8 protein-coding genes are annotated in these 12,288 nt (G+C 63.2%); all 8 read right to left on the minus strand.

From position 1 onward, the window contains the following. Positions 1-179: 179 nt before the first annotated feature. Positions 180-623 carry a poly-beta-1,6-N-acetyl-D-glucosamine biosynthesis protein PgaD gene (gene pgaD, locus VJR68_RS06465; protein ID WP_324146848.1) on the minus strand — a complete coding sequence of 148 codons (444 nt, stop codon included), beginning with the start codon at positions 621-623 and terminating at the stop codon, positions 180-182. Beyond that, positions 620-1,870, minus strand: coding sequence for a poly-beta-1,6-N-acetyl-D-glucosamine synthase (gene pgaC / locus VJR68_RS06470; protein ID WP_324146849.1), 1,251 nt, complete (start codon positions 1,868-1,870; stop codon positions 620-622). Before pgaC ends, pgaD begins: the two co-directional genes overlap by 4 nt. A gap of 2 nt (positions 1,871-1,872) precedes the next feature. Then, entirely contained in the window at positions 1,873-3,741 is a 1,869-nt protein-coding gene (pgaB, locus tag VJR68_RS06475; protein WP_324146850.1) for a poly-beta-1,6-N-acetyl-D-glucosamine N-deacetylase PgaB, read from the minus strand. Positions 3,742-3,743: 2 nt separating this feature from the next. Next, positions 3,744-5,759 (minus strand): poly-beta-1,6 N-acetyl-D-glucosamine export porin PgaA, encoded by a 2,016-nt coding sequence (gene pgaA, locus VJR68_RS06480; protein ID WP_324146851.1) that lies wholly within the window; start codon positions 5,757-5,759, stop codon positions 3,744-3,746. 456 nt (positions 5,760-6,215) lie between these two features. Further along, entirely contained in the window at positions 6,216-6,692 is a 477-nt protein-coding gene (gene lspA / locus VJR68_RS06485) for a signal peptidase II (RefSeq protein ID WP_324146852.1), read from the minus strand. Between the two features lie 106 nt (positions 6,693-6,798). Continuing rightward, a complete protein-coding gene (ileS, locus tag VJR68_RS06490) occupies positions 6,799-9,657 on the minus strand; it encodes an isoleucine--tRNA ligase (RefSeq protein ID WP_324146853.1) in 2,859 nt (952 codons plus the stop codon). 181 nt (positions 9,658-9,838) lie between these two features. Further along, positions 9,839-10,807: a bifunctional riboflavin kinase/FAD synthetase gene (locus VJR68_RS06495; protein WP_324146854.1), complete on the minus strand. Its 969-nt coding sequence runs from the start codon at positions 10,805-10,807 to the stop codon at positions 9,839-9,841. Between the two features lie 89 nt (positions 10,808-10,896). Beyond that, a partial coding sequence (gene murJ / locus VJR68_RS06500) for a murein biosynthesis integral membrane protein MurJ (protein WP_324146855.1) occupies positions 10,897-12,288 on the minus strand: 1,392 nt, incomplete at its 5' end.

Raw genomic sequence — 12,288 nt, forward strand, 5'->3', positions numbered from 1 at the left:
AACAGACGACGCCATCTTCTGCCGTTGCTTGCGCGGGCTAGTCTAGGACTGGAGCGGGTAGGTTTGAATAGCCGGGTTACGCATCGACGGTGCTGACCATGGCGCGGACATAGGTTGGGTTAGCGCGGCGTCACCCAACCGTTCGGAGCGGCATCGTTGGGTTACCTACAAAAGCTCGATCAGTCTGCTGCGGTATCGACAAACATTTCGCCGTTCTGGCCAAAGTGGATCACCGCGCGCTGCCTTGCACGCAACTGCTTGGCCGTATCCACCGATGCCGACAACGCCGGTGCCATTTCGGCGATATCCAGCGCGCGGTTGCCGCGGCGGCGTTGCTTGCCGGCGAAGCGAAAACGGTTGTATTGCGACCAAGAGCCCATCGAGAACGCACAGACCGCGGCGATGGTGAGCACCATGCTCAAGTCATTGGCGGCGTGCAGCGGATGCATCAGGCCCAGTTGCTTGTACGCATCGCCGAGGCCGAACAGCCAGGCGAAGAAGGTGATCACCGGCAGCCACAGCGATATCCACAACGTCCACGCCACGATGGTGACGATGGCGAACAAGCCCCGTTGCAGCGGTTGCTGACGGTGCGGGCGGTTGATGATGAGATCGGCTTTCATCGTATTCCCCTGTCAGGACTGGTCCAGATCGCCAACGTGCCTTTGCGCTTCAGGATGGCTTTGGGCAACGCGACGATGGACGTGGCGGTGGTCAGCATCCAGTAGACCAGCGGATACCAGATCATCCAGTAGTAGTTGCGGCCGATACGCGCTTCGTAGCGGCGATCGATCAGCAGGCTGATCATGAATTGCAGCATGCACACCACGCCCAGCACGACGCCGTTCCATTCCGGAAACAGCGCCGGCACGTGCAAGGCGGGCGGCATGTGAATCACGTGGCCGAGCAACCACAACACCACGATTACGGCCATGTCGAACGACCACGCCAGGCTCACCAGGTATTCGAACGCCACCAGCCACATGCGGCGTTGGCGCCAGCGCAGCAGTTTCAAACCGTAACGCAGCAGCACTTCGGAACCGCCCTGCGCCCAGCGCAGGCGCTGCCGCCACAAACCGCGGAACGTTTCCGGCATCAGGATCCAGCACAGTGCATTGGGTTCGTAGCGGATTTCCCAATGCCGCATTTGCAGGCGCCAGCTCACGTCGATGTCTTCGGTCACCATGTCGGTGGTCCAGTAGCCGACGTCGTGCAATGCCGATTTGCGGAACGCACAGATCACGCCGGAGACGGTGAAGATGCGTCCGTACACGCGTTGTGCGCGCTTGATCAGCCCGATGATCGAGGAGAACTCGCCCACTTGCAGGCGTCCCAGCAAGGTCGAGCGATTGCGGATGCGCGGATTGCCGGTGACGGCGCCCACGCGCGGACTGTCCAGCATGTGCATCACCAGCCAGTGAGTGGCGTAACTGTCGAGCAAGGCGTCACCGTCGACGCACACCAGGTATTCACCCTTGGCGGCGAGCGCTGCCGCGCGCAAGCCGGTAGCCTTGCCGCGATTGGTGGCCAGATGCAGCACGCGCAGCTCCGGAATTTCCTTCATCAACTGATCGAGCTGCGCACCGGTGTCGTCGGTGGAACCGTCGTTCACCGCGATGATCTCGAAGTTCGGATAGGTCTGCTTCGCCAAGTGATCGATGGTTTCGCGCACGTGCTCGCCTTCGTTATGGCAAGGCACGATCAGCGACACCAGCGGATACGACGGCAGCGGCGGCGGTTTCACGCGCGACGGCTCACGGCGTTCCCAACGGAAGAAATAGATCAGTCCGCCGCTCATCCAGATCAGCGACATCGCCAACGGATAGAAGAAGGCGAAATTGAGCAAGGTTTGGAGCGCATGGGTATGCATGGTTATCGCTCCGGATAGGGATAGTCAGCGATGGAGATCGCCGGGCGAACCGCTTCGAGCTGCGGATGGTTCTGGATGAAGTCGTCCGGGTAGTAACCGAGGTGGCGCGCGCCTTCGACCTGCAGCAGATGGAAGCGCGCGTCGAGATCTTCGTTGGAAATCGGCTGGCTGGTGCGCCAGTCGTGCGTGGCCAACTCGAACAAGGCGCCATCCAGCGCATGCGGGCCTGCCGCGGCAACACGCGCCACCAGTGCGCGATACCAGCTGGCGGTGTCATCCTGCTTGTCCAGCTGCGGCATCGCCATGATGGCGGTGACGTTGTAGCTGGCCAGGAAAGCGGGCAGGCTTTGCGCAAACCACGCTTCCGACTTCGGATCGAAAATCGTGCGTGCATATATGTTGCGCACGGTTTTCACTTCCGGCCGCCAGCGCCGCACGCGCGCGGTGAGCTCTTGCGTAAAGCCGATCAGCGCGGCAGTGCGTTCGGCCGGAGAGTTGTTCGACCAGGGGCCGAGATAGTCGGTATCGCGAATGTACGCATCGTCGGAGAACAGCAGACCGGCTTCGTTGGCATGCATGGCGAGGTCTTCATAGACATCCCCGATCATCTGCCGCACGCGCGGATCCCACGGCGCCAGGCGATAGTGATCGCCGCCGGGCCTGGGTTCGCCGCCGAGGGACGGCAAATTTGGCGCATCCGGAAAACGGAACGCAAGCACCGGCATCCACGCATACACGCGCACGCCAGCACGCGTGCGCAATTGCCAGGCCACGCGCGAGAACAGATCCGCACGCATCGGCAGATGGCGATTGGGGAAATACACGGCCTGTGCCACGCCGTCACCTTTCGGATCGGCATAGGCCTGCAACCACACTTGCGTGGGATGCATGCGGCGAATGCGGTCGAGCAGATGCGACAGATTGCGCTCCTGCTGCGCCGGGTCCGGATCGTAGATGTAGTCGAGATCCACCTGCACCGCGCGCACGGGGTCGACGCGGGTTCGATGGCGAATCAGCCAGCCGAGCCGGTTGGCGCTGATGTTGCCGCTGACCAGCAAGCGCGGCAGCGTGTGATCGTCCGGCGATACCGGCACAACATCATCCAGGCTGAAGGACACGCTCATGCCTTCGCTGGCGGCCACCTGTGTGGCTGGCAGGTTGTAGGCACCGTACGGCCACACCACTGCGCGCGGACGGTGGCCGGTGGCGCGTTCGATTTCCTCGGCGCTGTGCGCCAGATCCTTGCGCAGGCGTGCGGTGTAGGCAGCCACGCTTTCATAGTTTTTCGTGTGCGCGTCGTATTCGAGCGTCACCACCGCGGGCAATTGGTTGCCTTGCGGATTGGCTGTGATGCCTTCGTGCAGGTCCCAGGTATGCGAGGCGAATTCCACCAGACCGGATTGCTGGATCTCGCGCACCTGTTCCCACGTCATAAAGCAATCGCGCGTGCACGGACCGCCGTTGTACGGCATCGTCTGGCCGGCCGGCATGTCCATCCACGAACCGACCAGCGCTGACACCGCCGGATAGTTGTAAGCGCGTAGCAGCGGATACACGCGCGTGTAAAAACTTTCCAGGCCATCGTCGAAGGTGAGCAGCACGGCATGCAGCGGCAGCGGCGCACCACCCTGCTTCGCCTTGATCACCTGGTCGAGGCTGACCACGTGATAGCCGTTGGCTTCCAGCCAATCGAAATGCGCAATCAGATGATCGGTGCTGGTGGCATCCGGATCGCGATCGCCTTGCAGGCCGACGTCGTCGCGCACGTTGTGATAGGTGAGCACGATCAGCGACGCATCCGGCACGAACTCGTTCGCGCACGCCAACGGTGCGATAAGCAGCAGAAGCAGGGCGAGCAGGATCATGCGCATCGCTACTCTCCCCAATGCATGGATACGTCCAGCACGACACGCGACTCGTGCCGGCCGTCGTAAGGCTGCCAATGCCAGCTCACACCCCAGCCGAAACGCAAGCCGGCGCGCGCCTGGAACAGTTGTCCATAGCGCGCGCTGGCCATCCAGCCGGTGGCAAAATTGCGTTCCGCGTAACGGCCGAAGGCGACATCGAAGCGCTGGCTCCACACGCGGTCGTCGTATTGGTCGAGCACGTTTTGCAGCACGCCGGTGAGCGCGTAGGAGCGATCCCACGCCGGATTGAAATACGGGCGATTGGTTTCGCTGTTGGTGGAGCCGCCGATCTCCACGCCACCGTCGAACGTCAGGTTCGGCCCGGTGTGCACGCGCTGCACGACATTACCCAACCAGCCCTTGCGTACGTTGCCGTCGGTGAATTGATCGCGATACAGCGCCAGGCGTGCGGAGGTGAGTTCGCTTGCGCGCCATTGCACGGCAGTGCTGAGTGTTTTACCGCTAATGCCGTAGTACTGCGCACGCAACGGAACATCCGCACCGGCGCTGGCCCAATCGGTGGACCACGACCAGTGATCGCTGATGGTCCAGTTGAAACCCGCTTCGAGATCCGTGCGGTGCACGTAGCGATCTGCTGACAGCAGCGCCTGCGCGTAGAACGACAGGTCGGTCATGAAACCCTGCACGCCGAGGCCGCCGCGATCCCTCGCGACGTGGCCCTCGGGCAAAGCGGCAGATGACGCACGTGCGATCGCCAGCACGCGCCAATGGTTGTCAATCAGCGGACTGGCCAGCGTCGCCTGCGTTTCCTGGTCGCGATCGCCGTAGTCGGGACTGCTGCCCCAACCGTTGTCGTGTGTGAGATCGAATTGCCAGTCGAGCTGGCGATGCCATGCATCGAGCGCATCCTGCACGCGTCCACTGCGGCCGGCTTGCTGTTGCGCCTGGTCGAGCGCCGCTTGTGCGCCGGCATAGTCATGCACCGCGCTGCGCAGACTGGCGTCATCCAGATCGGCGTTCGTGTCGTGTTCGTCTTCGAGCGTGTCGGCGATTTTCATCGTTTCCGCCGCGCGGCGCGGCCAACCGCGCGCCAGCTCTGCCATCGCCAGTTGGCGGCGCAGATCCGCATTGCCGGGTGCTTCGGCGCACATCGCAGCAAGCCGTTTGTACGCATCGGCAAGCTGGCCGGCGTCTTCGTGCAATTGAATGGCGGTGGTGTCGGCGTCGACTTTGCGCGAGTTCTGTTTCGCGCCACGCGCACCTGGTGTGTGCAGCCAGCGCGGTTCGTCGGCGGCCAATTTGTCGACCATCGCGAGCGATTGGTGGATGCGCCCGGCATCGAAATATGCCGAGGCCAAGCCAATGCGCGGATCGACATCACCCGGTTGATAGGGGCCTGGATCGCGGCGAATGCTGTCTTCGTACAGCGCGATGGCTTCGCGTGGACGATGCTCTTGCATCATCGCATCCGCCACGGCGTTTTCCGCATACGGCGGCAGTTGCACGCCTTGCTGCTTCAGTTGGGCGTAGTCGGCCAATGCTTCCTTCGCGCGATCGCCTTGATCCAACGCCACCATCAGATCGAGCTGCGCGCGCCTGCGCACGTCGGCGGGCGCGGCGGGATCGTTCGCGATGTGCTGGATATCGTCGATCGCCTTGTCGTTATCCGCGTACGGCTTGGTGGCATCAGCGGGCACGCCTTTGGCCCAGCGCACTTCATGCGAGGCGACATCGGCCTCAAGCGTTTCGCGCTCGCTGGCGCCGAGCGGCGGCGAAAGCGTGGCGGAGAGCTCCTTGGCGCGGGCGGCGCCGCCCAGCTCCGACAACAGCTGGATGGTGAGCAGCTGCGCCTGGCGATCATCGGGCCAACGCGCCAGCACGTCCTGGCAATGCGCCAAGGCTTCCACGCGATGGCCGGCGTTGCGCTCGGTTTGCGCCTGCGCCAGCAGTGCGTCACGGTCGGCGGTGCTTTGTGCGACCACACCGTCGCACGCCGAACACAAGGCAAGCGCGACGAGCACCGCCAGCGTCCCACGCCGCAGCCTCGCTGCCCGCGTCGTGGATACCCTTTTGTTTGGCACGCGCTTACCCATCGCCAGTGCCCGCCCTCGCGTCTAACGTGAAGCATCAAAAATCCGCTGAAGCGCTGATCCCTGCTCCGTCGAACCCCCTTGTCTGTGCAGGAGAGGAGTCGCAAGAATCGGGCCAGCGCGTGTGAAGACGGCTGGCACGTGGCAAATCGATGGATGGAAGCGGTGGCCGGCCGGGAACGCGCGAGCGAAAAACGGCCGCAACCCGCGGTAATGGCTTGTTTAGCGGGGAAATCCTGGCGGAGGGGCGATCCGGTGCGGCGCGGTGGCGCGCACGTGGCGGTGACGCAATTCTCCTGTGCCGCCGCGCGGCAGGGACTGTTTAGGTCACTTTCTGGCGGCTGTGGCGGTGATCAGCATGGCGGTGTTTGGGGTTCGCACCCCAACCTACTTGCGCAGGCCGAACAGGATCAGCAGTACCGCACCGACGCAGATGCCGCAGTCGGCGACGTTGAAGGTCGGGTAGTACCAGTCGCGGTAGTAGACCTGGATGAAGTCGGTGACCTGCGAGGCGTGCAGGCGGTCGATCAGGTTGCCGAGTGCGCCGCCGATCACCAGCGACAGCGGCAAGGCGGTGCGCCATTCGCGCCGTGCCGTGCGTGTAAGCCACACCACCAGGGCCGCGGTGATCGCCACCGCCAGCAATACGAAGAACCAGCGCTGCCAGCCGCTGCTTTGCGCGAGGAAGCTGAAGGCGGCGCCGGTATTGAAGGCAAGCGTCCAGCTGAGAAAGCCGGGGATGACCGGATGCGGCACGCCTTCCGGTTGCAGCGACGTGAGCGCCCACCATTTAGTGAGCTGGTCGAGGACGATGGTGAGGGCGGAAACCAGCAGCCAGGGAAGTGCGTTGGGTTTGGGGTGCATGGATGTTCCTTGTTAGCTTGCGGATGCCGGTAGGTTGGGGTGCGAACCCCAACATGGCCGCGCATGGGTATCCCGATGTTGGGGTTCTCACCCCAACCTACGCGGGTTAGAACCACCGGCGATGTTCGCCTGGCCCTTCCACATTGCTGACGCAACGCCCGCAAAGTTCCGGATGCGCCGGGTTGCTGCCCACATCCTCACGCCGATGCCAGCAACGCACGCACTTGGCCGCATCGCTCACGCTGGCCGATACGTACACCTCGCCACCGCCTTCAAACGGCAACGCCGCTGCATCGGCCGGACGCGGTTGCAACGGCGCAAAGCTCAGCTCCGAGGTGATGAAGAAGAAGCGCAGTTCATCCGCTGTTGCCGCATAACGCTCGGTCGTGGCCGGATCGGCATGCAGCACGAGCTTCGCTTCCAGCGCGGCGCCGATCTTTTCGGCTTTGCGCATGTCTTCCAGCACGCGCGAGGCGGTATCGCGCATCGCCAGCAGCTCGGCCCAGTAACGGCGCTGCTCCGGCGAGCCTTGCGTATTCACCAGGCCGTCGTACCAGGTTTCGAACAGCACGCTTTCGCTACGCTCGCCCGGCATGTGCTGCCAGATTTCTTCCGCGGTGAACGACAGCATCGGCGCCAGCCAGCGCACCAGTGCTTCCAGGATGCGATACATCGCGCTCTGCGCACTGCGCCGGCCGAGGCTTTCCGTCGGCATCGTGTACAAACGATCCTTGGTGATGTCGAGGTACAGCGCACCCATTTCGTTGGTGCAGAAGTTCTGCACGCGCTGCACGATTTCGGGGAAGTCGTAGCGCTCGTACGCGGCCTTCACCGTTTGCTGCATCTCATAGGCTTGCGCCACTGCCCATTGATCCAGCAGCAGGCTCTGCTCCACCGGCATCAGGTGCTTGGCCGGATCGAAGCCATCCAGGTTGCCGAGCAGGAAGCGCGCGGTATTGCGGATGCGGCGATACATATCCGACACGCGCTTCAGGATTTCCTCCGACAAGGACATCTCGTAGCGGTAATCGGTCGACGCCACCCACAAGCGCAGGATGTCCGCGCCCATGCGGTTCATGATGTCCTGCGGCTCGATGCCGTTGCCCAGCGACTTGGACATCTTGCGGCCCTGCGCATCGACGGTGAAGCCGTGCGTCAGCAACTGCTTGTACGGCGGCTTGCCGTCGAGCATGGCCGCGGTGAGCAGCGAGGAATGGAACCAGCCGCGATGCTGGTCGGAGCCTTCCAGATAAAGATCGGCCGGGAAATGCTGCACGTCGGCGTGCGAGCCGCGCAGCACGTGCCAGTGCGTGGTACCGGAATCGAACCACACGTCCAGCGTGTCGCGGTTCTTTTCGTAGTGTTCGGCATCGGCGCCCAGCAGTTCTACGGGATCGAGGCTTTGCCACGCTTCGATACCATGTTGCTCGACGCGCTTGGCGACTTCTTCCAGCAGCTCGGGCGTGCGCGGATGCAGCTCGCCGGTTTCGCGATGGACGAAGAACGCCATCGGCACGCCCCACTGACGCTGGCGCGACAACGTCCAATCCGGGCGATCGGCAATCATGTTATGCAGGCGCTGCTTGCCCCACGCCGGGAAGAACTGCGTGGCTTCCACGCCTTCCAGCGCGGTTTCGCGCAGCGTCTTGCCGCCGTCTTTCGGCGTGAGGTCCATGCCGGCAAACCACTGCGAGGTGGCGCGATAGATGATCGGCGTCTTGTGGCGCCAGCAATGCATGTAGCTGTGCGCGTATTTGTTCTGGTGCAGCAGCGAACCGGCCTGGTCCAGCGCCTCGACGATCTTGGGATTGGCCTTCCACAGGAACATGCCGCCGAACAGCGGCAGCCACGATGCGTAGACGCCGTTGCCCATCACTGGGTTCAGAATGTCGGCATCCTTCATGCCGTAGGCCTTGCACGACTGGAAGTCTTCCACGCCGTACGCGGGTGCGGAGTGCACGATGCCGGTACCGCTATCCAGCGTGACGTAGTCAGCAAAATAAATCGGCGCGAGGCGCGCATAACCCGGATCGACCGCATACAACGGATGGCGGAATTTCAGATCGCCCAGCTCATGGCCTTCCACCGAGGCGACGATGTGTCCTTCCATGCCGTACGTCTTCAAGCATTCTTCGACGCGATCGGTGGCAAGAATCAACAAGCCCTTCGGCGTGTCGACCAGGCTGTAGCTGAATTCCGGATGCAGGTTGAGCGCCTGGTTGGCGGGAATCGTCCAGGGCGTGGTGGTCCAGATGACGAGCTGGCCGTTGGGCTTGGGCAGCTTCTCCAAGCCGAACGCCTTGGCTACTGCAGCGGGATCATCGAACGCAAAGCCGACGTCGATGGCGATATCGGTCTTGTCTTCGTATTCCACTTCCGCTTCGGCCAGCGCAGAGCCGCAATCGAAGCACCAGTTGACCGGCTTCAGACCGCGATAGATGTAGCCCTTGCGCAGCAGCTCGGCCAGCGCGCGGATTTCGCCCGCTTCGTTCTGCGGCGCCATGGTGAGGTAAGGACGATCCCATTCGCCCAGCACGCCCAAGCGCTTGAAATCGCCCTTCTGCTTGGCGATCTGCTCGCTGGCATAGGCGCGCGCCTTGCTCATCACCTCGCTGGTGGGCAGGTTCTTACCGAACTGTTTTTCGATCTGGATTTCGATCGGCATGCCGTGGCAATCCCAGCCCGGCACGTACGGCGCGTGGAAGCCCGCCAGCAGCTTGGATTTCACCACCACGTCTTTCAGGATCTTGTTGATCGCATGGCCCAGGTGGATGGTGCCGTTCGCATAGGGCGGGCCATCATGCAGCACGAACAGGGGGCGCCCGGCCGTCTTGGCCTGGATCTGCGCGTAGCGGTCTGCCTTTTCCCATTCGGCCAGCCAGCCCGGTTCGCGCTTGGGCAGGTCGCCGCGCATCGGGAAGGTGGTCTGCGGCAGGTTGATGGTGCTCTTGTAGTCCTGGGTCATCGCTCGGGTGCCGTGTGGTGACGGTAGTTCCGCTTCGATGCCCGCAGGGGAACCGAAGCCTCGTGCTATTCACTCGCCGCGCGCGGCGGCAAGCGCACGCGCTTCGGCGGGTGCTGTCAAATAATAATGATCGCCAAGGCTGGTGCCGTGGATGGAATGTGCAAACTGGACATGGTGCTGCTCATGATGCGGCCTGGTTCGCGTCGATCAATGCCGGGTTCATCCCAAGGATTTCCCGGGCGGAACGCGCATCATGCCGCATTTGTTCCTTCAATGCGTCCAGTCCGTCGAATTTCATTTCGTCGCGCAGCTTGGCCACCAGCTCCACCGCCATGCGCTGGCCGTAGAGATCGCCCTCGAAATCGAACAGGTGCACTTCCAGCAGGGGCTCGGCCACTTCGTTGACGGTGGGCCGCGTACCCAGGCTGGCCACGCCCGGCCAGCTGCATTCGCCCTCGCCCAGGCCCACGCGTACGGCGAAGATGCCGTGTACCGGGGTGACGCGATCACGCAAATGAATGTTGGCGGTGGGAAAACCCAGCTCGCGCCCGAGGCGGTTGCCGTATTCCACCTTGCCCTCGATCACGAACGGCCGGCCCAGCAGCGGCGTGGCGCCGCCGAAATTGCCGGCAGCCAGCAAGGCCCGCACCCGGCTGGCGGAAACGCGCTCGCCATCCAGCAGCACGGCCGGCATGGTGTGCGCGATGAAGCCGCGTTGCTTGCCGATCCGCTCCAGCATGGGCACGTCGCCGGCACGCTTGTGGCCGAAGCGGAAATCGCCGCCCACCCACACTTCGCGAACATTGAGGCGATCGATCAGCACGCGTTGCACGAAGTCTTGCGGCGACATGGCCGTCAACGCCTGGTTGAAGCGCAGCAGCAGCGTGTGTTCCATGCCGGCGGCGGCGAAGCCGAGCAGTTTTTCACGCACGCTCGACAGGCGCGGCACCGGTTCCTTGGAGAAATAAGCGCGCGGCAGCGGCTCGAAGCTCACCACGATCGGCGTGCAGCCGAGCGCCTGCGCACGCTTGCGCACTTCGCTTAGCAAGGCTTGATGGCCGCGGTGCAGGCCATCGAAAGCGCCGACCGCAACCACACTGCCGCCGGGGGCCAGGCACGGCCCCGCGACGTCCCGGGACAGTTTCATCATGCGGCGAGTATAAGGGATGCCCCTGTTCGCACGATCTGCCTTCCACGTAGGTTGGGGTGCGAACCCCAACATCCGCCGCGCGCAAACATTCAATCGTGCTGCAAATCACGCCATCGAAAGCCGGCGGCAAAAAGCACCAGCCCATAGACCGCGCCACCACCACCGACCAGCAGCGCCAATCGCCAGATGCGCCCGAACGTCTGCAGTTGCGTCCAGTCCGGCCAATACCAGCGGCCCAGCAGCAAGAGCGCGACCATCGCCGCGCAAGCCAACGCCAACCGAGTCAGATGACGACCCCACCCCGGCTGCAACTGATAGATATCCGCCCGACGCAGGCAACGCCACAACAGCACCAGGTTGACGTAGCTCGCTATCGCGCTGGCCATGCCCAGTGCCAGATGCAGCCCCGGCACTTTCGACAGGCCGTCCAGCAACGGGAGCGACTTCAATGCCGCGGGCGCCCACAGCGTGTAGAGCGTCAACAGGAACACGCCGTTGAGCAGCATGTTGGAAAGTAGCGAAGTGACACCGGCGCGCACTGGTGTATGGGTGTCCTTGCGCGCATAGAACGCGGGCAGCAAGACTTTCACCAGCGCATAGGCCGGCACGCCAAAACTCAATGCCGTCACCGACAGCGTGGTCATGCGCGTATCGAACGGCCGGAACTGTCCGTTCTGGAACAGCGTGGCGACCAATGGCTGGGCCAGCAGCATCAGGCCGAACATCGCCGGCACCGCAATCAGCAGCGTGGTGCGCAGCCCCCAATCCAGTGCCTTGGAAAAACCTTCATGATCGGTCGCCACGTGATGGCGCGACAGCGAGGGCAGGATCACCGTGCCCAGCGCCACGCCGAAGACGCCCAATGGCAACTCAAGGAAACGATCGGCCTGCGACAGCCACGTCTGCGAACCGGAAATCAGCAGCGACGCAATCACCGTGTCGAACAACAGGTTGATCTGCGCGACCGAAGAGCCGAACAACGTCGGCACCATCTGCCGCATGATCCGCTGCACTTGCGGATGGCTCCAACCCCAGCGCGGCACCGCCAGCAGATCGAGCGTGCGCAACGCAGGCAATTGAAACAGCACCTGGAAAACACCTGCGACAAGCACGGCCCAGCCCATCGCCAGGATTGGCGTTTGCAAATGCCTGGATAGCCACCATGCACCAGCGATCATGCACAGGTTGAGGATCACGGGCGTCAACGCCGGCAAGCCGAAACGATGGAAGCTGTTGAGCGCCGCACCCGCCAGCGCGGTCAGGGAGACGAACAATAGAAACGGAAACGTGAGCCGCAGCAGTTCGACGGTCAGCGTGAACTTGTGCGGCTCATCCACCGCACCCGGCGTGAACACAGTCGCCACCTGCGGCGCGAACAGCACGCAGAGCGCAGCCACTACCAGCAACACGCCACCCAGCGTGCCGGCCACGCGCGACATCAGTTCCTTCAACTCGGCATGCGTGCCCTTCTCCTTCACCTC

The sequence above is a fragment of the Dyella sp. genome (genome assembly GCF_035277725.1).
Lineage (GTDB): Bacteria > Pseudomonadota > Gammaproteobacteria > Xanthomonadales > Rhodanobacteraceae > Dyella_B.